Genomic DNA, 25,694 nt, shown 5'->3' on the forward strand with positions numbered 1-25,694 from the left:
TATTAATCCGCGTCCGGGTCTTCGGGCGTGTCTGAATCCGGCTCACGGTCTTTCAGGCGTTCGTCGAGGCGCTGACGGATGGTGCCGGCCTCTCCGAGGAACTGCGTCAGGGGCACAGCCGGCGCCATGCGCAGGGATGGCGGGTAGAGGGTGGACATGTAGAGCTTGTTGGACAGCCGCTTGTTCTGCAGCCAGTTGGTGCCCAGCATGGCAACGATGCCCAGCACGGTCACGCCGGCCACCAGCCCCGCCAGTCCACGGCGGCGCTGCGGGACGATGACCGTCAGGTGCACATAGACGGCCGCAGCCGCCCCCAGCAACAGCAGCGGCACTTCAAAGCGCGCCAGGCTTTCCAGCGAGAACATGAAAGCCAGCAGGCCGGCCAGCGTGGCAACCAGCTGTATCGCCACCGAACTGGTGCAGGCAATACGGACATGGCGCCAAAACTGGAGGTGGCCGGTAAACAGCTTGGTGGCCAGGGCCCACAGCCCCGCCCACACGGTGATCGCCATGGCCACCGCCGCCATCAGGCCGGGCAACTGCCGCGCCAGCTGGGAAGGCTCGGTCAGGGTCAGCCACGACTGCCCCACCACCAGGGCCAGCATGGCGGCCAATGCCAGCAGGGTCCAGCCGGTCGTGCGCCACGGAAAGTGCGGTAGCCGCTCTTCAGCGGCTACCGGCGCTTCCGCCAGGCGCAGCCCCAGCTTCAGCCGGCCCAGGGTCAGGGCCTCGCCGGCAGGCCAGCTGAACTGCGTGCCCTGGCCATGCAGCGTCCGGTTCAGCGCGACACCATTGACCGTGTCCAGCACCTGCACCATCACTTCGCCTTCCGGCGTGCGGTCTATGCGCAGGTGTTCAGCGGCCACATGGCCGTCATCCAATACCAGGTCGGCGGTGAGTGCGCGGCCCACGGTAACGGGCCAGTGCCGCACGTCAAGGCGGCCCACCAGTGCACCGTTGCGGTCGGTGGCCTGCAGCAGGGCAAGATTGCCGGCGCTCATGGTGCGGCCTCCCATTTAAAACCGCCCAGGTAATGCGCCACCAGCTTGAGGCCGTTGTCAAAACTTACGCCCTGCGCATCCATGCGCCCTTGCACACCGCGTGTGGACTGGTTGACGGACATGGTCAGCACCGACACATCGTAGAGGCCCGGCAGCTTGCGGTAAGCACTCATGCACACCACGGCGCGCATGGGCATGCCGCCCGTTTCGACGAAGCGTTCGGAGCACTCGGCCGCCGTGGCCTTGCGTGAACCCCGGGTAGAGAAGTACTCATTGCCGAAACTTTGCGAGTACATGACGGCAAAACGCAAGGGGCCCAGCTTGGGCGCGTTGTAGGCTTCGTAGCGCAGGCGGATGTAGCCGGTGTTGAAATCGCCCGCGAACACGTGGCTGTCAATCTGGCAGTCGGTGCGCTCCAGGTCAAACGCCTTGAAGTCGGGCTCGCGTCCGCGGCCCCAGCAGCGGGCCAGGGAATCTTCGGGCACGGGCACGCTGTAGCCGCCATGTTTTTGCGCGGTGAGCGGCACCGCGGTGAACTTTTGCGTCAGCAGGGCCTGGTGCTCGCCCAGCTGGCGCGCCACCTCGGCATGTGCCGGTTTGGTGATGGGCTTGGCCGAAGCGGCCTTTGCCAACAATGCCTGGGCGAATTCGGCAGGGATCAGAAAACTCAGCAGGTCGCCGTCCAGCCGCTTGGATACGTTGATACCGACCACCTGGCCGGCATCGTCCAAAGCCGGGCCGCCGCTCATGCCGGGGTTGAGCGCGCCGCCGAAAAAGATGCGTGGGTAAAAGCTGCGCTGCACGAGGCCGTTGTAGGTGCCCTCGGTTACGGCAAACCCGATATCCAGTGGATTGCCCAATGAATAAATGCGTTCGCCGCGTGCCAGCGGCCTGTCCGCGCCGCGAAAAGCCAGCTGCGGCATTCCTGTAGCCGGCGTTTTCACGCGCAGCAGCGCCAGGTCGTTGCGCACGTCAAAGGCGAGCAATTCAACCTCGGCCTCCTTGCCGTCCACCGGCACGTAGACGCCGCGATAGCGCTCGGGCTCCAGCGCCAGCTGGCTGGCCACATGGAAGTTGGTGATGATGAGCCCGTTCGCAGACACAAAAAAGCCCGAGCCCACACTGGCCTGGGTGTTGGAGTTGCGCAGCAGGGTGCGGATCTGCACCAGTTTGTCGCGCGTGGTTTCATAGGCACGCTGGGCGTCGCGCGATATCTGGGCTGGTGCGGTGGCCGGCGCCTGTGGAGCGCGGCCTGGTGCCGGGGCCTGCGCCTGGGCCACCTGCAGGCACAGGGCACCGAGCAAGACTGCCGCCAGTTCGCGCAGGTGCCCCGAAGGGTTGTGGTGTTTCATCAGGGCATTCTAGGGTGTGCCGCGGCACTTGCCGCACAATGATGTGCATGCGCTGCGGTGCTACGCTTTGCCGAAAACCACCTGCTGTAACTTCACCATAAAAACAAGGCTTTTTTCATGCCCTATCTGCCGCCTTTCATAGCCCCGACCCGCTACAGCGACCCGGCCGCCGCACTGGCGCAGGTTCGCGCCATTTATGACCAGCAGATTTCCCACCTGCGCGATGCAATGCAGCGCTACGTGGCCGGCGAAACCCTGCCCGGCCATGTGCGCGCCTGCTACCCTTTCGTGCGCATCCATACCGACACCGTGGCCCGCGCCATCCTGGAGACGCCCGACATCTCGCAGCTGAGCTTTGGTTTTGTGGCCGGGCCCGGCCGCTTTGAAACCACGCTGACCCGGCCCGACCTCTACGGCAACTATTACCTCGAACAGTTCCGGCTGCTGATGCAGAACCATGATGTGGAGCTGGAAATAGGCACCAGCACGCAGCCCATCCCCATCCATTTCTCGTTTGCGGAAAACGACCATATTGAAGGCAATATGGATGCAGCCCGCCGCATGCTGATGCGCGACGTGTTCGACCTGCCCGACCTGGCCGCCATGGACGACGGCATTGCCAACGGCACCTACGAACCCCTGCCCGGCGAGCCGCAGCCGCTGTCGCTGTTCACCGCGGCGCGCGTCGACTATTCTCTGCAGCGCCTGCGCCACTACACCGGCACCTCGCCGCACTGGTTCCAGAACTTCGTGCTGTTCACCAACTACCAGTTCTACATCGACGAGTTCGTGCGCCTGGGCCATGAAGCCATGGCCGACCCGGACAGCGAGTACACCGCCTTCATCGAGCCCGGCAACGTGGTGACCCGGCGCGCCGGCCTGCCCGCCGAGGCCGGCGACGAGCTTGGCGTGCAGCCGCCCCGCCTGCCGCAAATGCCGGGCTACCACCTGCTGCGCGCCGATCGCACCGGCATCACCATGGTCAACATCGGCGTGGGCCCGGCCAATGCCAAGAACATCACCGACCACATCGCCGTGCTGCGTCCGCACGCCTGGATCATGCTGGGCCACTGCGCCGGCCTGCGCAACAGCCAGCAGCTGGGCGACTATGTGCTGGCCCACGGCTATGTACGCGAAGACCATGTGCTGGACGAAGAGCTGCCGCTGTGGGTGCCGATCCCGGCTCTGGCTGAAATCCAGGTCGCACTGGAAAAAGCCGTGGCCGATGTGACCCACGCCGTCGGCCCCGACCTCAAGCGCATCATGCGCACCGGCACCGTGGCTTCCACCGACAACCGCAACTGGGAGCTGCTGCCCGGCAACCAGCCGCAGCGCCGCTTCAGCCAGAGCCGCGCCGTGGCGCTGGACATGGAAAGCGCGACGATTGCCGCCAACGGCTTTCGCTTTCGCGTGCCCTACGGCACCCTGCTGTGCGTGAGCGACAAGCCGCTGCACGGCGAGATCAAGCTGCCCGGCATGGCCAACCATTTCTACCGCGAGCGCGTCGACCAGCACCTGCGCATCGGCATACGCGCCATCGAGCTGCTGCGCGCCGAAGGCATCACGCAGCTGCACAGCCGCAAGCTGCGCAGCTTTTCGGAAGTCGCGTTCCAGTAGGTCCGCCGATTGCTATACTTTTGGTAGCTGCTTGCGCTCGTCCCTATTGGCTTGCAGCCTTATTTTTTGTAAACATACCTGCCCATGGAAAATCTTTCACCGCTTGTCCCTGTCACTGAAGCCAGCCATGGCGTTGTGATCGACCTGATCTACGCAGGCACCAACAACTTCACCGGCCAGGTGATTTATGACAGCCCGCTGTGCTTCCTGCATCCGCAGGCAGACGCCGGCCTGCGCAAAGCCATCGCGGCCGCGAAAGACATGGGCTTTCAGCTCAAGATTTTTGATGCCTTCAGGCCGCAGGAAGCGCAGGAGGCACTTTGGGCCGTGGCGCCCAACCCCGCCTACATCGCCGATCCGGCCAAAGGCTCCAACCACACGCGGGGCGTGGCGCTTGATGTCACGCTGCTGGCGCCGGGCGGGCAAGAGCTGGACATGGGCACACCGGTCGACACCATGACGCACGGGTCCCATCACTTTCACACGGCACACCCTGTGGCCGTCCAGGTCAACCGCATGCGGCTGCTCACGGTCATGCTGGAAGCAGGCTTTGTGCACCACCCCAACGAATGGTGGCACTACCAGTTGCCGGACGCCAAAAGCTTTCCGCTGATCGACAGCCATGCTTTCATGCGCTGCGTGGGCGAGGGCGGGCAGCCCACCCGGCTCAAGGCCGCCTGAGCTCGCCGGCCTGATCGGCAGGAGGGCCGGCAGCCGGCAGCTCCGCCTGCTCCCGCGGCTCGGCTGACTCCGTGCGCACCAGCGGCAAATGCTGCGGGTATTCGCGCTGCATGACGTCCACCAGCGCCTCGCGCACCTTGCAGCGCAAGTCCCAGTTCAGGCTGGAGTTGGCGGAGGTCACCAGCACCCGCAGCTGCATGCTGCGCTCGCCTGATTCCACCACCTGCAGCAGGCACAGCCGCTTGTCCCACTCGGGCGCCTCCTCGCAAGCGCGCCGCGCCGCGTCGCGCAACGGGTCCAGGGGCATGCGGTAATCGACCCAGAGAAAGACCGTGCCGATGATCTGCGCACCGGTGCGCGTCCAGTTCTGGAAAGGGTTTTCAATGAACCACTGCAACGGAACGATCAGGCGCCGCTCGTCCCAAATCTTCAGCACCACATACGTGCCGGTGATCTCCTCCACCCGGCCCCATTCGCCCTGCACGATCAGCACGTCGTCCAGGCGGATGGGCTGCGCCAGCGCCAGCTGCAGCCCGGCAATCAGGTTGCTGAACACAGGCCGCGCCGCGATACCGATCACCAGCCCCGCCACACCCGCCGAAGCCAGCAGGCTGGCCCCGAACTGGCGGGCGCCGGGAAAGGTCATCAGCATCAAGGCCAGCCCCGTCAGCAACACGATGAACATGGCAGTGCGCGCCAGCATGCGGGTCTGCGTATGGATGCGGCGTGCATTGAGGTTGTCCTCCACATCGACCGGGTGCAAGCCGATCACACCCAGCGCGGCCCCGCGCGCCGCGCGCATGCCCGCCCACGTCAGGGCGGCGAGCAGCAGCAGGCCATTGGCATGGCGCACTCCGTTGATCAGTGGAAAGGTATCCGGCGCGCTGTGCCAGACGATCTGCAGGGCGATCAGGGGCAGCAGCACCTGCACCGGAGAGCGGCATTGCTCGGCGACCCGGGCCATCACAGGCATGGAACGCGTCAGCCGCAGGACAACGACAGCGCCTATGGTGTGCGCCACCAGCGCCAGAACGATGCTGATGCCGGCTGCCAGCAAGACGTGCAGCGAAGAGTCGTCCGCCCAGGAGATGAGTTCAGCGAAGTTCATGCTGCCGCTCCTTTGCTTTCAACATGCATCAAGCTTTCGGCACCCGGGGGTTGACCCGGGACGCAGCCAGCTTGGCGTTGCGGCGCGCCACCTCCACGTCGGCATCAAAAGCCAGCGCCACGCCCATGCGGCGTTTGACAAAACTCTCGGGCTTGCCGAACAGCCGGATGTCGCTGTTGGGCACACGCAGCGCGTCGGCCACGCCGTCGAACACAATGCCCTTCGCATCGACACCGCCATAAATCACGGCACTGGCGCCCGGGCTCTTGAGCGCGGTGTTGACGGGCAGGCCCAGGATGGCGCGTGCATGCAGCTCAAATTCGTTTTGCCACTGGGTGCACATCGTCACCATGCCGGTGTCGTGCGGGCGCGGGCTGACTTCGCTGAACCAGACGTCCTCGCCCTTCACAAACAGTTCAACCCCAAAAAGGCCCAGCCCCGAAGGTTTGCCGTCAAAGCCCAGCCCCAGGTTATCCGTGACGGCCTTGCAGATGTCGCGGCATTTTTTCAATGCGTTAGGCCGCATGGGGTGCGGCTGCCAGCTTTCCACGTAGTCGCCGCTGACCTGGATGTGGCCGATGGGCTCGCAGAAATGCGTTTCAATGGTTCCGTCGGCACCCATGGCACGCACGGTGAGCTGCGTGATCTCGTAATCAAAATCAATAAACCCTTCAACGATCACCCGGCCGTGGCTGACACGGCCGCCGGCCATTGCGTAGTCCCAGGCTTTTTGGACGTCTTCAGGACCGGAGATTTTGCTTTGGCCCTTGCCCGACGAGCTCATCACCGGTTTGACGACACAGGGGTAGCCGGTGGTGCCGTCGATGGCGGCCTGCAGCTCTTCCAGCGAATCACAAAACTTGTAGGGGCTGGTCGGCAGGCCCAGGGTTTCGGCGGCCAGGCGGCGTATGCCTTCGCGATCCATGGTCAGGCGCGCGGCACGCGCCGTCGGGATCACGCGCACCGCACCGGCCGCTTCGAGCTCTTCGAGCATGGGTGTGGCAATCGCTTCGATCTCCGGCACCACCAGGTCGGGCTTTTCTTTTTCAATCAGCGCCTTGAGCTGCGCCGGGTCGCTCATGGTGATGGTGCGCGCATGGTGGGCCACCTGCTGGCCCGGCGCGTTGTCATAGCGGTCGGTGGCGATGGTTTCAACGCCCAGGCGCTGCAGGGCAATCAGTACTTCCTTACCCAGCTCGCCGGAGCCGAGCAGCATGACTTTGGTGGCGTGCGGGGAAAGGGGGGTTCCGAAGGTGGTCATAAGCGCTGAAGATAAAGGATGGGAGAGTGAGAACGGGAGAACGAAAGCCGTAGAACAGGCGCCGCTAGGACTTACTTTACTGCAGAGGGTCGGCGCTGACGGGTAGGACATCGCCCCTCATGCCGGCGTTGCGCCCCTTGCCCCTGCAAACCACCAGCCCATTGCAATCAGATGATAATTATTCTCAATTAGAACGATTCAACCTGGCGGCACGCGATGTGCCCCCCCCTGAAAGACACCATGTCCACAACGCCATCTTCGCCAGCCTCCACTCCCGATGCCGCACCGCGCAAACGCCGGCCGCCGCGCCGCGTGCAAGTCACGCGTGTTGAAACGCTCAGCCCGCTGATGCGCCGCATCACCTTGCAGGGTACGGAGCTTGAAGGCTTTGAAATCAACGACCCTGCCTGCTACATGAAGCTGATTTTCCCGGAGCCGGGCCAGACCGAGCCTGAGCGCCCACTGCCCGATGGGCCACGGCCGAAGTCCATGCGCACTTACACGCCGCTGGCAGTGCGCAACGATGTGCACGAGGTCGATGTGGATTTTGTGCTGCACGGCGACGGCCCTGCATCTACCTGGGCCGCGCAGGCGCAGCCGGGCCAGGTGCTGTATTTGATGGGCCCCGGCCCTGGCTACAAAGTTCAGCTGGATGCGCCTGCGCATTTCCTGATCGGTGACGACAGTGCCTTGCCCGCGTTTGAAACCATTCTGGCCGCCCTACCCGCCACGGCGCAGGCGCGCGTGCTGGTCGAAGTGGTGGACGCGGCAGAAGAACGCACGCTGCACAGCGCCGCCAAACTGAACGTGCACTGGGCCGCGCGCGGCACCGACAACACACAGGCAGGCCAGGCACTGGAAGCCGCGTTGCGCCAGGCTGGCGCGCCGCCTGCCGATGCCCGCATTTACCTGGCTTGCGAAGCCGCGGCCATGCGCCGCATACGCCAATTGCTGATTGATGAGCTCGGCGTGGAGCGCAGCCAAATCGTGGGCCGCGGTTACTGGAAGCTGGGCACCGTCAATCACCCGGATCACGACTACGGCGAAGGTGACTGAGCCCCCACGGTCGCTCACTGCGTGTAGCTCCCTGCCCCCCGAGGGGGCCGCCCGCCTGTGGCCCGGCAAAGCCGGTTCCACGGCTCATGCTGGGTTAAAGAATTCTTTGGGCACTACCAGCGGGGGCCGAGGGTCCGGCTTCGCCGGCCCCAGGCGCCGCCCCCTTGAGGGGGAAACAGGCTACACGAAGTGAGCCTGGGCGGGGGTGGACCTCATTGCCGCGCATAACTTACCGTGAGCATCTCCCACTGGTGCCCTTCGGGCTCGTTCCAGTAAATGCCTTTGCCGCCAAGATACGTGCTGACCTGCATGTCCATGGGGCCGCGCACCGAGCTGCGGTATTTGATGCCGGCTGCCTGGATGCGCCCCAGGATGGCATCGAACTCCTGCTCGCTTACGCGAAAGCAGAAATGCTCGACGGGAAAGTCTTCCTCTGTGTCGATGAAGTCCAGCGTCAGGCCTTCGTTGATGTAGACGGCTGAAAAAGGCCCTATCGTGGTTTCAGCCCACGGCACGCCAAGCAGCTCCGCCAAAAATCTGGCCGAAGCCACCTTGTCTCGCGCCGATACGATGAAGTGGTCCAGATGAATGGTCATGGCAGGCCTCTTGATGGTGATGGCCTGTTTTATAGCGCGGGCGGGCCGCGCCTGTACACCGGCGTGCGTAGCAACCTTCATGGCGGCATTGCCGCCATGGCCGCACGGCTGTAGCCTGCCGGGCAATTCTTACAAGAAAAAAGACTTTAGGCCAATAAGGACGGGCGCAACCAGCTATCTAATTAATAGCACCCAAGGCCGCCCGCACAACCCCGGTCCACGCTTCACAGGTCGAAGAAAACCGTTTCCTTGCCGGCCGCGCTGTCCTGCATGCGGATGTCGAATCGGTAAACCGGTCCGGCGCCCGTCATGTCGCGCCGGGCGATCAGCGTGTTGCGCCGTTCGGCCGGCACGCTGGCCAGCACCGCGTCTTTGCTGTTCGCCTCCGCTTCATCATCAAAGTAGATGCGCGTGAAGGTGTGCACCAGCAGGCCGCGCATGGTGACGCAGACGTTGATGAACGGTGCTTGCCCCGCCACTGCACCGGGCTTGACGGTGAAGAATTCGTAATGGCTTTGCGCCAGGGTGCCGGTGCCGCAGCGGCCGAAACCGGTGAAGCCGCGCGCTTCGGCATCGGCCACCGACGAGATGGGCTGCCCGCTGCCGTCGGGCTGGGCAATCTCGACCATCGCGTCCATCACGGCATTGCCGGCGCCGTCAAACACCTGGCCGGTGATGCGGATGTGTTCGCCCTTGGCGTTCGGCTGGGCCAGCACCGGCGTGAACAGGCTTTTGAGGTCGTAGCCGTATTGCGTAGGCGTGAGGCCGTAGGCAAAGAAAGGGCCGACGGTTTGCGATGGGGTTTGTTTGCGTTGGCTCATGGTGGTGTCTTCCCGCCGCTTATTCAAAACGCGTGGCTTTGGGGCCGCGCAGCACGATGTCGAACACGTAGCCCAGCGCGTAGTCGGGCTGGGTCACGTCGAGGCTGAATTTCGAGACCATCAGCTCGCGCACGCTTTCGGGCGCGCCCATGTACATGGGGTCGTAGCCCAGCAGCGGGTCGCCGGGGAAATACATCTGCGTGACCAGGCGGCTGGCGAAGTAATCACCAAACAGCGAGAAATGAATATGCTGCGGCCGCCAGGCATTGGGGTGGTTGCCCCAAGGGTAGGCACCGGGCTTGATGGTCTTGAAGCTGTAGCGGCCTTCGTTGTCCGTCATGCAGCGGCCGGCGCCCAGGAAGTTCGGGTCCAGCGGCGCGTCGTGCTGGTCGACCTTGTGCACATAACGGCCGGCAGCATTGGCCTGCCAGACTTCCACCAGCGTGTTGCGCACGGGGCGGCCGTCTTCGTCCAGCACACGGCCGGTGACGATAATGCGTTCGCCCAGCGGGTCGCCATTCATGACGGCGTTTTTGGTCAAGTCACTGTCCAGCGGGCCGAATTGCCCGGCGCCATAGACCGGCGCATTGAGCTGCGCCAGCGCCTGCTTGATAGGCACCAGCGGCTGCTTGGGGCCGCGCAGCAAGGTGGATTTGTAGCCGGGATAGATATGGGGCGAATGGCTGGTCCAGTCGCGTGGGGCCAGAAAGCTGTTGTTCAGGTCGGGTTTCATCGATGTCTCCAGGGGTCGAAAGAGGTTGGCGCCTTTTAACGGCACTTTTCGGGGCGTTTTTTCGGATTTTCGTGCTGAGGTGACTTTAATCGGCCCTAATGGTTATGTATATTGACATTTTCTCGACTTATCCATAACCAAATGATTAAATTACTGCATGGTCGATGAACGCATCAAATACCGGCACCTGCAGTGCTTTCTGGCGGTGGCGCAGCATGGCAGCCTGCAGAAGGCTGCCGACGTGCTGGCCATCACGCAGCCCGCGGTGTCCAAAACCCTGAAAGAACTTGAGGGCCTGCTGGCGGTGCGGCTGTTTGAGCGCGGGCGCAAGGGCGCCGTGCCCACGCGCGAGGGCGAGGCCTTTATGCGGCATGCCGGCGCCAGCGTGAGCGCGCTGCGCGAAGCCGTTGCGAGCGTCGCGCAGACGCGGCGGCAAGGTAGCGCGTTGATCGCCATCGGCGTCCTGCCCACCGTTGCACCGTGGCTGATGCCCTTGCTGCTGGCGCGGCAGGAGGCCCAAGCGGGGCCAGGGGCGCAAACCAGCCTGCGTATCCAGACGGGCGCCAACCCCGCCCTGCTGGCCAGCTTGCGGCAACGCGAACTGGATCTGGTGATCGGGCGTTTTGCCGAACCAGCGCACATGCTGGGCCTGACGTTTGAACACCTGTATGCAGACCCCCTTGTGCTGGCAGTGCGCCCTGCCCACCCCTTGCTGCAGGCGACGCACAAGGCCGATCCGCTGGCCGGCTTGCAGGCCTTCACCACGATCCTGCCCACGCAGGGCACGGCCATACGCCACACCGCCGACAGCTTTTTCCTCACACGCGGCTTGCCGCCTCCGTTGCGGCTGGTCGAAACGCTGTCGGTGTCCATCGCGCGCGGCTACACGCGGCAAAGCGATGCGGTGTGGCTTTCGCCATTGGGGGCTGTGCGGCCGGACCTGGACAGCGGCACGCTGGTGCGCTTGCCCGTCAGCATGGCGGGCACCGAAGAGCTGGTGGGGCTGACGCTGCGCGCCGACATGGCGCCCACCGAGGCACAGCACCAGCTGATCGCCACCATCCGGGTGCTGGCGGCAGAACGCCGCAGCGAAGCCCCGGCCCTGCTTTAGGCTTCTAGGCCGGCTCGGCCTGCACCGCAAAGCGGGCCGTCAGTTCACCCAGACCCAGCTCTTCAAGCACCTCGCGCAAACGCGTCTGGGCGGCACGGGTTTTGCCAGCCTGCGGCTGCGCGGGCCGGCTGGCAAGAATGAGCTCGTTCTTCATCGAATGCTCCCAGCCCACCAGCTCGGTCACCGTGACCTGGTAGCCGTTGGCTTCGAGCTGCAGGCAGCGCAGCACATTGGTGATCTGGCTGCCGAATTCGCGCGTGTGCAACGGGTGCCGCCAGAGTTCAGCCAGCGGCGTGCGGGAGAGTGACAAGGCCCGGCTTTTCTTCAACACGCCGGCCACCTCGGCCTGGCAGCACGGCACCAGCACCATGTGGCGCGCGTTTTTTGCCAGCCCGAACGCAATGGCGTCATCGGTGGCTGTGTCGCAGGCATGCAGGGCCGTGACGATATCCACGGTTAGGGGGAGTTCGGCCGAAGTAGTGGCCTCCTGCACCGACAGATTCAGGAACGACATGCGCGCAAAATCCAGCCGCTGGGCCAGCACGCGTGACTTTTCAACAAGTTCGGCACGCGTTTCGATGCCGTACACATGGCCCGCCGTTTTTTCACTGCGGTGCGCGACATTAAAAAACAGGTCATACAGGATGAAGCCCAGGTAGGACTTTCCGGCGCCGTGGTCGGCCAGGGTGAAGTTCGCCTTCTCCGCCGCCACCTCATTGAGCAGGGGCTCAATGAACTGGTACAGGTGGTAGACCTGCTTGAGCTTGCGCCGCGTGTCCTGGTTGAGCTTGCCTTCACGCGTGAGGATGTGCAGTTCCTTGAGCAGCTCGATGGACTGGCCGGGGCGAAGCTCTTCAATGACTTGCGCCGCGGGGGCGGGCTTTCCGGAACCCTTCGAAGGCTTTGCTGCGCGTGCTGAGCTGGGTGTTTGCATGGCCTCAAGTTTAGTGGCGCGCCCCCGGTACAGGCGGCCCCGTTACAAAGCCCCTGAAAAGCTCCCGTGGAACATTCAGAAACAATTAACTTGCACACAATTCAATTGCTCGCTATAATTCAACCCATGCCCAACAAAACCGACTCCGCCACTGACGCCATGCTGCAGCTGGACAACCAGCTGTGTTTTGCGCTGTATTCCACGTCTTTGGCCATGACCAAGCTGTACAAGCCCATGCTCGAAGAGATGGGGCTCACCTATCCGCAATACCTCGCGATGCTGGTGCTGTGGGAACAAGACGGCCTGACGGTTTCGGAGCTTGGCGAACGGCTGTACCTGGACTCGGGCACGCTGACCCCGCTGCTCAAGCGCATGGAATCCGCCGGGCTGCTTTCACGCATCCGCGCGGTGGAAGACGAGCGCCGCGTTCACATCACGCTCACGGCAGCCGGCCGCAAGCTCAAGGCCAGGGCCGCAAAAATCCCGGGCTGCATCCTGAGCGCCACCCAGTGCTCGATTCCCGAGCTGGTGTCGCTGACGCAGCAGGTGCAGTCTTTCCGCAACCGCCTTACTGCCTGATTTCTTTCACCCTTTCACTGAATTTTTAACCCGCCCCGATCCGGGGTATTTTCCAAAGGAAGCCACCATGACCACACTCGAAAAAGTTCTCTACACCGCCCACGCCCACACCACCGGCGGCCGTGACGGCAAGTCCAAAACCGACGACGGCCGCCTGGACGTCACGCTGAGCTCGCCCGGCACCGCCGGCACCGGCACCAACCCCGAGCAGCTGTTCGCTGCCGGCTACGCAGCCTGCTTCATCGGTGCAATGAAGGCTGTTGGCGGCATGAAGAAAATCGACGTGCCTGCAGACGTCTCCATCGACTCCAGCGTTGACCTCGGCAAGATCCCGAACGGCTACGGCATCGCCGTGCGCCTGGACATCACCCTGCCCGGCATGGACCGCGCCGCAGCACAAGCGCTGGTGGATGCAGCGCACCAGGTTTGCCCTTACTCGAACGCCACCCGCGGCAACATCGACGTAACCATTACCCTGAAATAAAGCCAGCAGGGGCCGCGGGACTGGCTTTGCCAGACCGCAGGCGCCGCCCCCTTGAGGGGGGAACAGGCTACACGCAGTGAGCCTGGACGGGGGTGGTTGTCACCTACGCGGCCCGCCGGTGTTGAACCGGCGGGCCGTTTCATTTACGGTGTGCGGATGAACATCGTAGCCCCCACCGCCACCTTCCAGGTCCGCAAGGACGCACTCTCCGAAACCCGCTGGCATACCGACGCGCATTTGCCGCTCACGCCCGGCCAGGTGCGGCTGCGCATCGAATCCTTTGCGCTGACGTCCAACAACATCACGTACGCGGCCTTTGGCGAGGCGATGAGCTACTGGCAATTTTTTCCGACGGGGGAGGACGGCTGGGGCAGCATCCCGGTCTGGGGTTTTGCCAAGGTGGCGGAGTCGCAATGCGAGGGCGTAGCCGTGGGAGAGAAGTTTTACGGCTATTACCCCATGGCCGGCGAACTGGTGCTGCAACCGGCGCGCGTGACGCCCGCCGGTTTCTTCGACGGCGCCGCGCACCGGCGGCCCCTGCCGGTGGCCTACAACCAGTACATGCGCTGCAGCGCGGACCCGTTTTACGACGCGGCCACCGAAGATGTGCAGTCGCTCCTGCGCCCGCTGTTCATTACCTCGTTCCTGATTGATGACTTTCTGGCCGACAACGGCTTCTTCGGCGCCAATGCCATGCTGCTGTCCAGCGCCTCCAGCAAAACGGCATATGGCACGGCCTTTCAGCTGGCAAAGCGGCCGGGTATTGAGGTGATAGCGCTGACTTCGCCAGGCAACGTCGCTTTTTGTGAAAGCCTGGGGTGCTACAGCCGCGTAGTGACCTATGACCAGCTCGAGGCGATTGCTGCCGACACGGCTTGCGTGTACGTCGACTTCGCGGGCAGCGCCGGCCTGCGCCAGCGTATTCATACGCGCTTTGGCCAGCTTCGCTACAACTGCTCGATAGGCGGCACGCACGTGGACGACCTGGCCGCCAAAGGCAGCGCAAAAGACTTGCCCGGCCCCCGGCCCACGCTGTTCTTCGCACCTTCACAGGTCAAGAAACGCATCACCGACTGGGGTGAAGAAGGCTTTGGAAAGCAGCTGGTGCGCGCCTGGCTGGATTTCACGCGGCAAGTGACGGGTGCCAAAACGCCCTGGCTCATCGCCCAGCGGCATGCCGGGCAGACTGCGGTGCAAGCCGCTTACCAGGAAGTGCTGGCCGGCAAGGGAGACCCGCGCACCGGCCACATCCTGCAGCCCTGATTCTTTTCGCCTTCAACGGAAAGGTGCTACGGTTTTTATAGCTGCTCGCGCCCGCTTTTATTGACCTGCAGGCCTTTTTCGCTTGAGAAACAGGCGTTTACAAGCCCCTGCTGGCAGCGCACCGTCATCTGCGCCGACAATCAGGCATGACAGAAAAACACAAGGCTGAGGCGCACGCAACGCTGCATGCGTACGAGACATTGACACCCGACGTGGTGCTCGATGCGCTGGCCAGCGTCGGTTTGCTGGGCGACGGCCGCCTGATGGCGCTTTCGAGCTACGAGAACCGGGTCTACCAGATCCACCTGGAGAGCCCCGTGGGCGACGCCGACCTCGCGGGCGATGTCGTGGTAGCCAAGTTTTACCGGCCGGACCGCTGGACCGATGAACAGATCGCCGAAGAGCACGCCTTTGCCGCCGAGCTGATGGCCGCCGAGATACCGGTGGTGGGCGCGCTGGTGCTGGAAGGCCGCACCGTGCATCACTTCAAGGGCTTCAGCTTCAGCGTGTCGCCCAGCCGCGGCGGGCGGCGGCCTGAGCTGGACAACCTGGAGGTTCTGGAATGGATAGGCCGTTTCCTCGCGCGCATTCACACCGTTGGCAGCGCCAAGCCCTTTGCGCACCGGCCGGCCCTGAACCTTCAGACCTTTGGCTACGCCTCGCGCGACATCCTGCTGGCGGGCGGCAACCATGGCGCCCAAGGTTCCCACGGCTACATCCCGCTGGACATGGAGTCGCGCTGGCGCAAGGCGTTTGATGAAGCCATGCTGGTGGCGCAAACCGTGTTTGAAAGCGTGGGCGACGTGAAAAACCTGCGCCTGCACGGTGACTGCCACCCCGGCAACATTTTGTGGACGCCCGAGGGCCTGCCGCTGGCCGGCCCGCATTTTGTCGACCTGGACGATGCACGCACCGGCCCGGCGGTGCAGGATCTGTGGATGTTGGTGTCGGGCGACCGCGCGCAATGCACCCGGCAGCTGGGCGCGCTGGTGGACGGCTACGAAGAGTTCCGCGAATTCGACCGGCGCGAGCTCGCGCTGATCGAGCCGCTACGCACGCTGCGCCTGGTGCACTACAGCGCCTGGCTGGCGCAGCGCTGGCATGACCCGATCTTCCCGATCAACTTTCCCTGGTTCGGCTCCAGCGACTACTGGAAGAGCCAGGTCGACATGCTGGAAGAGCAAACCGAGGCCATGCAGGAAGCGCCGCTGGTGTGTTGAGCGGGTGTATCTACGCCCCCTACGGCTCGGCAATTGCTATTGATTTGATAGCTGCTTGCGCACGTAGATAAAGGGTTTCAGGCCTATTTGATGAGAAAAAGAGGCGTTTTTCGCCTCTTTTTTGCTTTTGCTGCTGAATTGTCGCGCGACGCCTACACCAGCAACGCGTTCACCCGGCGCACGTACGCCGCCGGGTCTTCAGGCATGCCGCCTTCGGCCAGCAAGGCCTGGTCAAACAGGATGTGGGCCAGGTCGTCAAAATGCGCGCCGTCCACGCCGGCCTCGAGCTTTTTGACCAGCGGGTGCTGGGCATTGACTTCCAGGATGGGCTTGGACTCGGGCACGGCCTGGCCGGCCTGCTTGAGCATGCGGGCCAGCTGGGTCGACATGTCGCCGTCCTGCACCACAAGGCAGGCGGGTGAATCGACGAGACGGGAGGTGGCGCGCACGTCCTTGGCTTTGTCTTTCAATGCTTCTTTCAGCTTGTCGAGGATGGGCTTGAACTGTGTCTGCGCCTCTTCGGCGGCCTTCTTCTCGTTTTCGTCCTGCAGCTTGCCCAGGTCTACCGCGCCCTTGGCCACCGACTGCAGCGGCGTGCCGTCAAAGTCGTGCAGGTAATTGAGCGCCCACTCGTCCACGCGGTCGGCCATCAACAGCACTTCGATGCCTTTCTTGCGGAAGATTTCGAGCTGGGGGCTGTTCTTTGCCGCGGCCAGTGTGTCGGCGGTGATGTAATAAATCGCGTCCTGGCCTTCCTTCATGCGGGCTTTGTAGTCGGCAAAGCCCACGCTGACGGTATCCGTCGTTGAGCTGGCAAAGCGCAGCAGTTTGGCCAGTCGCTCGCGGTTGGCAAAGTCTTCGCCCAGGCCCTCTTTGAGCACAGCGCCGAACTCGCCATAAAAGGCCTTGAACTTGTCGGCGTCATTGGCGGCCAGGTCTTCGATCATGGACAGCACGCGCTTGGTGCAGCCTTCGCGGATCGCCTTGACGGCACGGCTTTCCTGCAGCAACTCGCGCGAGACATTGAGCGGCAGGTCGGACGAGTCCACCACGCCCTTGACGAAGCGCAAGTAGGTCGGCATCAGCGCCTGGGCGTCGTCCATGATGAAGACGCGCTTGACATACAGCTTGACGCCGGCGGCCTTGTCGCGGTTGAACATGTCCATGGGCGCCTTGGCCGGGATGAACAGCAGCTGCGTGTATTCGGTGGCGCCTTCCACCCGGTTGTGCGTGGTGGCCAGCGGCGCTTCACTGTCGTAGCTGATCTGCTTGTAAAACTCGTCGTACTGGTCTTGCGTGATGTCTTTTTTGGCGCGCGTCCACAGCGCCGCCGCCTGGTTGACGGTTTCCCAGTCGCCGGTGACCACCATCTCACCGGGCTGGTCGTTTTCGCCCTCTTTCCACTCTTCCTTCTGCATCAGGATGGGCAGCGAAATGTGGTCGGAGTACTTGTTGATGATGCCCTTGAGTTTCCAGGCGTTCAGGTAGTCGAGCGACTCTTCTTTCAGGTGCAGGATGATGCTGCTGCCGCGTTCCGCGCGTTCGATCTCGCTGACTTCAAACTCGCCGGTGCCGTCGCTGCTCCAGCGCACACCCTGGCTGGCCGGAAGGCCGGCACGGCGGCTTTCCACCGCGATGCGGTCGGCCACGATAAAGCCCGAATAAAACCCCACGCCGAACTGGCCGATCAGCTGCGCGTCGTTCTTCTGGTCGCCCGAGAGCTTGGCCATGAAGTCGCGTGTGCCGCTCTTGGCAATCGTGCCGAGGTTGTCGATGGCTTCCTGCTGCGACAGGCCGATGCCGTTGTCGGTGATGGTCAGCGTCCCGGCGGCCTTGTCAAAGCTCACTTTCACCTTGAGGTCGGGATCACTTTCATACAGCGACGCATCGTTCAGCGCTTCGAAACGCAGCTTGTCGCAGGCGTCCGATGCGTTGGAAACCAGCTCGCGCAAAAAGATATCGGGGTTCGAGTACAGGGAGTGCGTGACCAGCTTGAGCAGCTGCGCGACTTCGGCTTGAAAAGACAGGGTTTGTTTCTGCATGGTTTGGGGCATGGTTGTTTCAAGTTTGTTACTGATTCACTGGATCCGGAAGAAAAAGCCGTTTCAGACGGCAGTATTTACGCTTGTTACTAGTAAGCCTTTTGGCTCTATTTATGAATAAATCCAATAATTTCAACGGTTTGTCGTGACAAATTCCCCACTAGAGTGCGCTGTTACAGATACAAATCACCCGATTTCAGAAATATCTGGTTACAGTCCATTCACCTTCACATTTCCCTTGTTTGTTATTCGTTTTTTAACTGGAGAACAGTCATGAAAAAGCTCATTTTAGTAATCGCCCTCGGCCTTGCCGCCATTGCCAGCCTGCCAGCGCACGCCGCAGTCACCTCTGGCACCTTCAATGTCAATATCAATTTGACCGCTGCGTGCCAGATCGGAACTATTGCTCCCGTGCAATTTAACTACACCGCCCTGCAGGGTACGGCCGCGACAGCCACCGGCGGTGGATTCACCTTGCAATGCACCAATGGCTTGGCAGCGCCTTCGCTCGGCTTGGTCCTCGGAGCAGCAGCAGGCCCCGGAACCGCGAACGTGACCACAACGGACAGCTTCGTTAACCTGCAATACACGATCACTGCGCCAACGACGACTGCGCCGAACGGAACCGCGCAGGCCTATTCGATCACTGGCACGATGGCAGCCAGCCAAGCCGGTACCTGCTCGAGCAGTGCCGCGCCTTGTACCAATGCCACAGCGACTAACAGGGGATACACCCTGTACGTGACGTATTAATTTCATTGGCCGCAAGTTAATTCCCATTCGAGCTTCCATCAGGCTCCCCGTATGTTCTGTAAATCAGTTCTCGGCGTTTCATTCCTGCTGATGGCGGCGGCCAGCGTTGCCGGTACGGCAGCCGGCCAGTTTTCGGTCCAGGTCACGCTGAGCGTCCCGGGAAACACCACCGGCAACGGCAACGCCTGCATCAGCGCCACAGGCTCCGGTAGCGGCGGCGCCTCGGTGCAGGTGACCTGCAACTCGAATGTCTTTGTCAATATCTCGCAAGTCCGCAGCCTCGGGAATGCCCGGTTCATGCCCGGCTACCGGCCCACGCGGGACTCCTTGCTGCCCGACTACTGCCGCAATGAGTTGTCCCGCAACGACCCAGGCGCCCGCTATACCTGCCGGCTTCAAGACCAGCGCCAGGTGGCCACGGCCGGTGAAGAGTCGGATGACGGCTGGGAAATCGAAAGCCGGCGCTACGCGCTCGACACAGATGCCGCAGCGGTTGAAAAACAGGCCCGTTTGCGGCTCCAGGATGACCGCGGTACCGTGACGGCACTGCACCTCGCCCATGCCGGTAACCTCTCTAAATCGGTAGAGATGCTGGTATCCTTCTGAGGATGAACGTCTCACAGCGCCGAAGAAAGCTTGTTACCTACGCCTTCCTGCTAAGCCTGTTGGGACCTTGGGCGGCTGCCACGGCAGGCGTTTTTTCGGTCACTCCGGTGCGGCTTTACATGACCCCGCGCGATCGCGCCATCGCCGTCACACTGTCTAACGAAGCCGATACCGAAGTCGTGCTGCAGGCTGACATCAACACCTGGACCCAGAAACCCGACGGCACTGACGAACTCGTTCTGACCGAAGACATGATCCTGGCCCCCCCCATCATCAAGCTGGCGCCCAAGGCCCGCCAAGTGGTACGCCTTGCCCTGCTGAAACCTGCAGATGCAAGCCGGCAACTGACTTACCGCCTGATCATTCGTGAAGTCCCTGAAGCTGCACCCGCAACTGGCATCCAGGTTCCCATCGCGCTGGCCTTGAGCATGCCCGTCTTCATCACACCCCCCGTAGCCAAACGCCAGGTCAGTTGCACCCACCAGCTGGCGGATGCCAAAACCCTGAGCCTGCAATGCAGCAATACCGGTACGGCTTACGCCCAGATACGAGAGGCGACCGTCACGCGCGGCAAGCAGGCTCTGGCCCGGTTTGAAGGCGGCAGTTACATCCTCCCAGGTGCCCGCAAAACCGTCAACCTCAAGGGCGAACAGGCCCTCATGGCAGGGGAAGCCGAACTGGTGGTGACCTTTGACGACGGACAAAGCCTCACGACCAGCATCACGCTGCCTTGATTTGGCACCCGATTTCAATGAGGTGCTGGTGGACTTTACGAAAACACCCCATAGCGATAGGCATTGCAGGCCTTTGTTACGGCCTGCTGGCACACGCCCAGACACCCGCCTCCTCTAATGCGCCGCCAGCGGCCCGGTCCGCCAATGACCGGCTCCTTCCGCTGGAAGTCTTCATCAACAGCACCAAGGGCGGCGTCTGGACATTGCTTGAGCGCAACGGTATTCTGTATGCGCCCGAGGATGCCTTTGAAGAGTGGCGGCTGAACCACCGGCCCAGCGCGCAGGACGTTGATTTTCAGGGCCAGAAGTGGTTTCCGCTGTCGGCCATTCCGGGATTCGAAGCGCGGCTGAATTTCGCCGACCAGTCAGTCGACCTGGTGTTTTCGCCGGCGGCCTTCAATGCCGTGCGCCTGACGCAGGAATCGGCCATGCGCCCCCCGCTGTCGCCTTCGATTCCCGCGGCATTTGCGAATTACGACCTGAACTACATCACCACCCGCAACCGCACACCCGGCAACACCACGGACGCGAGGGACCTCGGCGCCCTGACCGAATTCGGCGTGTCGGGGGAATTAGGGCTATTGACCAGCAGCTATGTGGGCCGCAACCTCATCAGCCAGGATCCGACGATCAAGGCTTCATGGCGCCGGCTGGAAACCACCTACACCCGCAACTTCCTGGACAGCAACACCTCTCTGCGGCTCGGCGACACCAGCACGCGTACCGGCATTTCAGGACGCCAGGTGTATTTCGGCGGCATACAGTTCAGCAAAAACTTCTCGCTACAACCAGGCTTCGTCACCCAGCCCATCCCCACAGTGACCGGCCTGTCGGCAGCGCCCAGCACGGTTGAGCTTTATGTCAATGATGCACTGCGGCAAACCTCCAAGGTTCCCTCCGGCCCCTTCAGCATCGACAACTTTCCCGCACTGACCGGCGCCGGTGAAGCCCGAGTGGTGGTGCGCGACATCCTGGGCCGGGAAACCGTCATCACCCAATCATTTTTCAGCAATGCCAACCTGCTGGAAGAAAACCTCAGCGACTGGAGCTTTGAGCTGGGGGCCGTACGCCGCGACCTCGGGAATGAGAATGCCGACTATGGCGAGCGCTTCGTTTCAGGCCTTTGGCGCCAGGGCCTGAGCAAAAGCCTCACGGTCGAAGCCAACGGCGAATGGTCGAAGTCCCTGATGCGTGCCGGCGCCGGCGCCAGCTATGAGCTGCCCTTCCAGATGCTGGGACAGACGGCGTTTTCGGCCAGCCGCAGCGACGCTGCAGGCCAGGGCACCAACTGGATGGTCGGGGTCGAGCGCAGCGGACTGCGGCACGGCGTGTCGCTCAGCGCGGAAGGCGCATCACGCGGCTACCGGCAAATCGGTATCGATACGCCATCGCCCCGCCTGCAAACCACCGCCAGTTACAGCTACAGCAGCGACAACTTCGGCGCCTTCAACGTGAGTTACGCCGGCTTTGACAACTACGACCTCGGAAAGCTCAACACCCTCAGTGTGAATTACACCCTGCGCCTCGGTCAACGCGCAGCCCTGACTTTGAGCGCCACCCGGCTCAGCGGCATCAGCTCGGGGACTTCAGTGGGCGCCACCCTGATCGTGCCGCTTGAAAATCGGGTCACCGTCGCCGCAGGCGTCACTACCCGCAGTGGAAGCACCGAAGGATATGTAAACGCCAGCCGGGCTGTGAGTGCCGAAACCGGGTGGGGCTGGCGAACGGCGCTGGGCTCCCGCGCGGACGGCCGCTATGCGGAAGGCGGTGCTTATTACCAGGGCACCAAAGGCCTGTTTTCGGCTGACGTCAGCAGCGGCGAGAGCCAGCAGAACCTGCGCCTGGGCCTGATCGGAGGCATGGTAGCGGCCGAGGGCCAAGTCTTTGCCACGCGCCGCGTACAGGAAAGCTTTGCCATTGTGGAAGTGCCGGGTTACGCCAATGTGGGTGTGGGCTTTCAGGGCAGCACCCTGACCCGCACCAACGCAGACGGCGTCGCGCTGCTGCCCCGGTTGATGCCGTTCCAGCGCAACAGCGTGCGACTGGATCCGAGCGAGCTGCCGATCAGCGCCGAGCTCGACTCCATCGAGCTCGAAGCCGTGCCGGCGCTTCGTGGTGGGGTCAAGATCGCGTTTCCCGTCCGTTCAGGACGAGGTGCCTTGATTCGTATTGAGCTGGACGATGGCGAGCCGGCGCCATCGGGTGCAGAGGTTGAGCTGATAGGCGACAAGAAAGAGTTCTTCGTCGCCAGGCGCGGCGAGACATTTGTCACGGGTTTGCAGGCCACGAACCGCTTGCGCCTGAAATGGAACGGCGCCAGTTGCACTTTCGATGTAACGTTGCCTCCTGGCAATCTGGAAGACATCGCACGGGTGGGGCCAATACGTTGTAACGGAGTAAAACGATGACCATCTCTTATGCATTGCGTCTTGCCGCGGCGGCTCTCGTCTTCTTGTCTGCTGCAGCAAACGCCACCATTGTTTGCAACGTGTCGTCTTCCGGTTTCACGGCTTACTACTTCGAAAACGACCCCAACCCGACCAGCGGCACGGGAAGCTTTACGGTGAGCTGCAGCCGGGCAGCGGGCGACGCTACCACGTTCAGCTACACCCTGCGCTCGGACGACGGCCTGAATGAAAACGGCGGCTTCAACCGGGCGTTCAATGGAGGAGGAGGAACAGCAGCGGGCAGGATGAACTACAACCTCTACCGTGACGCGGGCCTCACCCAGCGCTGGGGCAATACCACGGCGCTGGACTTTGCCGGCATCGTCAATTTCGGCAGTACCGCCACCTTGTTCGCCAGCCAGACCCAGACCTACTACACCACCATCCCCGCCGCCCAGAACAAGAATGCCGGCCTCTTTACCGACACAGTGACCATGAGGCTGTGCACCGCCGCGGGTACAGGTTGCGGAACAGGCAACCTGTCGAATGGCACCCTCCCGGTCACCATCAACAACAACTCGCTGTGTCTGCTGACCACCCCCCCGGGCAACATCAGCTTCAACTACACCTCGTTCCAGGTAGCGAATGCGACGGCCAATACTTCCTACACCGTCCGCTGCACGATTGGTGAGACTTACGCCATGACCCTGGATGCGCCGGGGGGATCCTTGCTGGGCCTGAACTACACCCTGTCATTGAGCGCGCCCGGTAACCGCACGGGCACCGGTTTGCCGGAAAACTTCACGATCAACGGCACCATCTTGGGTGGCGGTAACACATCCGGCACCTGCGGCGGTGCCACCTGCAGCCTGACGCAGCAACGTACCCTGACCATCACCTACTGAGGCAATCACTTGCTGTTTTTCTGTCCTGGGCAGGCCTGCGGTACGCCATGCCGGCAAAATCAGCCGCTGATCCGTTTAGGCCCCGTTTCCTGCTGAGTTGCCTTCGGGCGGTACGGTCGCTGCCTCGACCGAGACCTTCAGCCCTACTGTCAGCCATCACCGCCAGTTGCTTCGTGAGGCATGTCGCTTCGGGCAACTCGGCACCGGCGCGATTTCCCCGTCCACGCTGACCTTGAACTACGCCTCTTTCGCAGCCACACCGCAGACCGCCACCATGAACTTCACAGTGGACTGCACCCGGGGACGACCCATACCCTGGCACCCTCGGCAACCTGGGGCAAGCTGCGGGGCCTCAACTACACCCTGACGCTCAGCAGCGCGGGTGTCGCAATCGATGGCTTCGCCCAGCCCCTACACAGCGACATGCAGCGTCGCGGCCGGCCAGGCGGGCACCAGTTTCACGGGCGCCTGAACCGCTATCCAGACCGGGGTTACGTCACCATCACTGCCAGGCGGAACCGCTCGGGATCAGTCAAACTGACCAGCCGCTGTCCAAACGAAGCATTTTTGACGTTTTCGCCGCCCACAAATTGATAAAATCGTCTTTTATTGGCGAATTCCACTTCTAAATTATTAATTTCAAAAATTAAATCAAATTAAGAATCTATTTGTGTGAAATGTCACTAATTAACACTTTCGCAGTGACTTTTACCAATTGATTCAAATTAATAAATTCGATAGCATGACTGCAACAACTGATAGTTTTAAGGAGTTGCACCATGAAAACCATCAAATTTGCTTTTGTCGCCGTCCTGGCCGCCCAGTCCCTGCTCGGGATTCACGGTGCGGCCCAGGCGCAAACCAGTTCAGCCACATTTGGTGTCACCATCATGCTGCGCAGTTTCAGTGAGGCTGTCACGGCAGACCATCGCTGCACCCATCGCGGCCAGCCAGACGGCCAGGCCGGTACCTTGCGCATCAGTTGCCCGGCGACCGTGGATATTCAGGCCATTGCTGCCGCATCGACCAACAGAAGCGGCCAGATCCAGCGAATGAACGCTATGCCTGATTCCGCTGCAGGTAGCCGCCTTGCCGTGGTGGCAGGCAAACCCATGAATTCCCGGGACCCGGTTGAATTGACCATTTCCTGGTAATCAGCGGCTCACACGCCGCCTGGCGACACCAGGTTTCCATCCTGCCGCACTTGCATCTCGCGAGCAGGACCTTCAAGCCCTTGTCGGCAACCGGCATGCAGTGACGGCTGCATAGCAAATCTCGCGCGCAAACGAGGCGCGACCTGCCCGCGCCTGCGCACCACACCCAAACGCGCCTCGACCGGCACACAACCGTAACGCCGGTGCTGCGTGCCTGGCGATTCCGCCGACAACCCGTCGCAAGCCGCCGCCAGCACGCGCGCAGTCGATCAGCTGCCTGCGCTGCTATGCACGCCACAAGGGCACCACGCGATCCCGGTGGCGTGCCTACCTGCTATCTACACGGGCAACCAACCACCACCGACGTCCCTTGCGTGAACCTCTTCCGGTTGTTAAAGCGCATACGACTTGCCCAGTCAATCCAACCACCATCGCCGTCTGATTGCATGAAGCCCGCCTTGACTGTGAGGCCTCGCTCGAATAGCGCGTGCTACAGCCTTCATTGACCAGCTCTGCCTCTCATACAACGAGTGTTCGACCAGTTCAAGCGACGCGGTAGGTCCAGAGAGGAACAGAGAAAAGCACCACTTGGCAGACAAACGCCATTTGTTTCTAACCCGTTACATCACTCTGGGGAATATGTCACAGAAGAAGGCTGGTGGCATTCGTTACATCCAAGCCAAGTCTCATCTTTCTTGTCGCCATTTCGCATAAATCCATTGTTTTCAATGACTTAAGCGTGACGTATTTACCATTTGTCGCCCGCGTTACGAATGTAAAGCCCCCTTTTTTCGAAACGCCTAGTTACAGTCCACTCACGTTCAGAAAAAGCCTGAACACCCGATTCACCTCATCACCATGATCTGGAGAAATTTGATGAAGAAGATTGTTTTAACAAGTGCATTGAGCCTCGCCGGCCTGTTGGCCGTACCGGCCCATGCAGAGTCCACATTCACCACGCCGGCAGTAGTTGGGTCAACCGCCACTGCACGCCTGGACTTTTCAATCGTTATCCCGCAGGTCCTGTTCCTGCGTGTCGGCACCAGCGCTGGCAATACATCAACCACCGGCACGATCGACAGCGTCACCTTCACGGTTCCAGGCGCCAACGTAGGCGACAGCAGCGTGATCGCCGGTGTCGGCGGCGACCTCACCGCAGGTGCAGTGACAGTGCGCGTTTATGGCAACGGCGGCAACATCAGCCTCAACTCAAACACCACCGGCCCACTGACGACCGGCACCGCCGGTGAAGTGATCCCATGGAGCCAGATCAACGTGGCCGGTGCTGCACTGGGC

24 protein-coding genes and 1 pseudogene are annotated in these 25,694 nt (G+C 62.2%); 15 read left to right on the forward strand and 10 right to left on the reverse strand.

Annotation, left to right across the window (positions count from 1 at the left end; translation table 11 throughout):
• Positions 1-2 precede the first annotated feature (2 nt).
• Positions 3-1,001: an FHA domain-containing protein gene (locus tag AC1DYQ_RS20280; RefSeq protein ID WP_477688302.1), complete on the reverse strand. Its 999-nt coding sequence runs from the start codon at positions 999-1,001 to the stop codon at positions 3-5.
• On the reverse strand, positions 998-2,353 hold the full coding sequence (locus AC1DYQ_RS20285) for a S1 family peptidase (protein WP_477688303.1): 1,356 nt from the start codon (positions 2,351-2,353) through the stop codon (positions 998-1,000). Before AC1DYQ_RS20285 ends, AC1DYQ_RS20280 begins: the two co-directional genes overlap by 4 nt.
• A gap of 117 nt (positions 2,354-2,470) precedes the next feature.
• On the opposite strand from AC1DYQ_RS20285, the gene AC1DYQ_RS20290 reads away from it, so the two are divergent.
• Both AC1DYQ_RS20290 and ddpX read left to right on the forward strand, forming a co-directional pair.
• Positions 2,471-3,970, forward strand: a complete 1,500-nt coding sequence (locus AC1DYQ_RS20290; RefSeq protein ID WP_477688304.1) for an AMP nucleosidase — start codon at positions 2,471-2,473, stop codon at positions 3,968-3,970.
• An 84-nt stretch (positions 3,971-4,054) separates the two neighbouring features.
• Positions 4,055-4,651: a D-alanyl-D-alanine dipeptidase gene (gene ddpX, locus AC1DYQ_RS20295; protein ID WP_477688305.1), complete on the forward strand. Its 597-nt coding sequence runs from the start codon at positions 4,055-4,057 to the stop codon at positions 4,649-4,651.
• On the opposite strand, the gene AC1DYQ_RS20300 is transcribed toward ddpX, so the two are convergent.
• On the reverse strand, positions 4,638-5,759 hold the full coding sequence (locus AC1DYQ_RS20300; protein ID WP_477688306.1) for a mechanosensitive ion channel family protein: 1,122 nt from the start codon (positions 5,757-5,759) through the stop codon (positions 4,638-4,640). The genes ddpX and AC1DYQ_RS20300 overlap by 14 nt on opposite strands.
• Positions 5,760-5,787: 28 nt before the next feature.
• Complete coding sequence (gene purT / locus AC1DYQ_RS20305; RefSeq protein ID WP_477688307.1) at positions 5,788-7,020, reverse strand: formate-dependent phosphoribosylglycinamide formyltransferase; 1,233 nt, start codon at positions 7,018-7,020, stop codon at positions 5,788-5,790.
• Between the two features lie 240 nt (positions 7,021-7,260).
• On the opposite strand from purT, the gene AC1DYQ_RS20310 reads away from it, so the two are divergent.
• Positions 7,261-8,076 carry a siderophore-interacting protein gene (locus AC1DYQ_RS20310; RefSeq protein ID WP_477688308.1) on the forward strand — a complete coding sequence of 272 codons (816 nt, stop codon included), beginning with the start codon at positions 7,261-7,263 and terminating at the stop codon, positions 8,074-8,076.
• Positions 8,077-8,288: 212 nt separating this feature from the next.
• Here AC1DYQ_RS20310 and AC1DYQ_RS20315 read toward each other — a convergent pair whose 3' ends face one another.
• From AC1DYQ_RS20315 to pcaH, 3 genes are all read right to left on the reverse strand, one after another.
• A complete protein-coding gene (locus tag AC1DYQ_RS20315; protein ID WP_477688309.1) occupies positions 8,289-8,753 on the reverse strand; it encodes a VOC family protein in 465 nt (154 codons plus the stop codon).
• Positions 8,754-8,896: 143 nt separating this feature from the next.
• Positions 8,897-9,493: a protocatechuate 3,4-dioxygenase subunit alpha gene (gene pcaG / locus AC1DYQ_RS20320; protein ID WP_477688310.1), complete on the reverse strand. Its 597-nt coding sequence runs from the start codon at positions 9,491-9,493 to the stop codon at positions 8,897-8,899.
• 19 nt (positions 9,494-9,512) lie between these two features.
• Positions 9,513-10,226 (reverse strand): protocatechuate 3,4-dioxygenase subunit beta, encoded by a 714-nt coding sequence (gene pcaH, locus AC1DYQ_RS20325; RefSeq protein ID WP_477688311.1) that lies wholly within the window; start codon positions 10,224-10,226, stop codon positions 9,513-9,515.
• 157 nt (positions 10,227-10,383) lie between these two features.
• Here pcaH and pcaQ point away from each other — a divergent pair, with 157 nt between their 5' ends.
• Complete coding sequence (pcaQ, locus tag AC1DYQ_RS20330; protein ID WP_477688312.1) at positions 10,384-11,337, forward strand: pca operon transcription factor PcaQ; 954 nt, start codon at positions 10,384-10,386, stop codon at positions 11,335-11,337.
• Positions 11,338-11,341: 4 nt separating this feature from the next.
• On the opposite strand, the gene AC1DYQ_RS20335 is transcribed toward pcaQ, so the two are convergent.
• Positions 11,342-12,271 carry a class I SAM-dependent methyltransferase gene (locus AC1DYQ_RS20335; RefSeq protein ID WP_477688313.1) on the reverse strand — a complete coding sequence of 310 codons (930 nt, stop codon included), beginning with the start codon at positions 12,269-12,271 and terminating at the stop codon, positions 11,342-11,344.
• 126 nt (positions 12,272-12,397) lie between these two features.
• On the opposite strand from AC1DYQ_RS20335, the gene AC1DYQ_RS20340 reads away from it, so the two are divergent.
• The 4 genes from AC1DYQ_RS20340 to AC1DYQ_RS20355 all read left to right on the forward strand — a co-directional run bounded on the left by AC1DYQ_RS20340 (position 12,398) and on the right by AC1DYQ_RS20355 (position 15,817).
• Entirely contained in the window at positions 12,398-12,850 is a 453-nt protein-coding gene (locus AC1DYQ_RS20340) for a MarR family winged helix-turn-helix transcriptional regulator (protein ID WP_477688314.1), read from the forward strand.
• A 67-nt stretch (positions 12,851-12,917) separates the two neighbouring features.
• On the forward strand, positions 12,918-13,334 hold the full coding sequence (locus AC1DYQ_RS20345; RefSeq protein WP_477647553.1) for an organic hydroperoxide resistance protein: 417 nt from the start codon (positions 12,918-12,920) through the stop codon (positions 13,332-13,334).
• Positions 13,335-13,490: 156 nt separating this feature from the next.
• Entirely contained in the window at positions 13,491-14,597 is a 1,107-nt protein-coding gene (locus tag AC1DYQ_RS20350; RefSeq protein WP_477688315.1) for a DUF2855 family protein, read from the forward strand.
• Positions 14,598-14,743: 146 nt separating this feature from the next.
• The gene (locus AC1DYQ_RS20355) at positions 14,744-15,817 is read left to right on the forward strand and encodes a serine/threonine protein kinase (RefSeq protein ID WP_477688316.1); all 1,074 of its coding nucleotides are present in this window, start codon (positions 14,744-14,746) and stop codon (positions 15,815-15,817) included.
• 152 nt (positions 15,818-15,969) lie between these two features.
• Here the strand turns inward: AC1DYQ_RS20355 and htpG are convergent, their stop codons facing one another.
• Positions 15,970-17,859 carry a molecular chaperone HtpG gene (htpG, locus tag AC1DYQ_RS20360; protein ID WP_477688317.1) on the reverse strand — a complete coding sequence of 630 codons (1,890 nt, stop codon included), beginning with the start codon at positions 17,857-17,859 and terminating at the stop codon, positions 15,970-15,972.
• A gap of 273 nt (positions 17,860-18,132) precedes the next feature.
• Here htpG and AC1DYQ_RS20365 point away from each other — a divergent pair, with 273 nt between their 5' ends.
• Genes AC1DYQ_RS20365 through AC1DYQ_RS20385 form a run of 5 tightly spaced genes read left to right on the forward strand, consistent with a single transcriptional unit; the run spans position 18,133 to position 23,244 of the window.
• Positions 18,133-18,612 carry a Csu type fimbrial protein gene (locus AC1DYQ_RS20365; RefSeq protein WP_477688318.1) on the forward strand — a complete coding sequence of 160 codons (480 nt, stop codon included), beginning with the start codon at positions 18,133-18,135 and terminating at the stop codon, positions 18,610-18,612.
• A 51-nt stretch (positions 18,613-18,663) separates the two neighbouring features.
• Positions 18,664-19,218 carry a hypothetical protein gene (locus tag AC1DYQ_RS20370; protein ID WP_477688319.1) on the forward strand — a complete coding sequence of 185 codons (555 nt, stop codon included), beginning with the start codon at positions 18,664-18,666 and terminating at the stop codon, positions 19,216-19,218.
• A 2-nt stretch (positions 19,219-19,220) separates the two neighbouring features.
• A complete protein-coding gene (locus tag AC1DYQ_RS20375; RefSeq protein WP_477688320.1) occupies positions 19,221-19,952 on the forward strand; it encodes a fimbrial biogenesis chaperone in 732 nt (243 codons plus the stop codon).
• A gap of 17 nt (positions 19,953-19,969) precedes the next feature.
• On the forward strand, positions 19,970-22,360 hold the full coding sequence (locus AC1DYQ_RS20380; RefSeq protein ID WP_477688321.1) for a fimbria/pilus outer membrane usher protein: 2,391 nt from the start codon (positions 19,970-19,972) through the stop codon (positions 22,358-22,360).
• Positions 22,357-23,244, forward strand: a complete 888-nt coding sequence (locus AC1DYQ_RS20385) for a spore coat protein U domain-containing protein (RefSeq protein WP_477688322.1) — start codon at positions 22,357-22,359, stop codon at positions 23,242-23,244. Before AC1DYQ_RS20380 ends, AC1DYQ_RS20385 begins: the two co-directional genes overlap by 4 nt.
• A 491-nt stretch (positions 23,245-23,735) precedes the next feature.
• Here AC1DYQ_RS20385 and AC1DYQ_RS20390 read toward each other — a convergent pair whose 3' ends face one another.
• A complete protein-coding gene (locus AC1DYQ_RS20390; RefSeq protein ID WP_477688323.1) occupies positions 23,736-23,867 on the reverse strand; it encodes a hypothetical protein in 132 nt (43 codons plus the stop codon).
• A 156-nt stretch (positions 23,868-24,023) separates the two neighbouring features.
• Here AC1DYQ_RS20390 and AC1DYQ_RS20395 point away from each other — a divergent pair, with 156 nt between their 5' ends.
• Both AC1DYQ_RS20395 and AC1DYQ_RS20400 read left to right on the forward strand, forming a co-directional pair.
• Positions 24,024-24,398, forward strand: a complete 375-nt coding sequence (locus AC1DYQ_RS20395) for a hypothetical protein (RefSeq protein WP_477688324.1) — start codon at positions 24,024-24,026, stop codon at positions 24,396-24,398.
• Between the two features lie 876 nt (positions 24,399-25,274).
• Positions 25,275-25,694, forward strand: a pseudogene (locus AC1DYQ_RS20400) (hypothetical protein); the annotation flags it as partial.

This window comes from Polaromonas sp. P1_F4 (assembly GCF_056405675.1).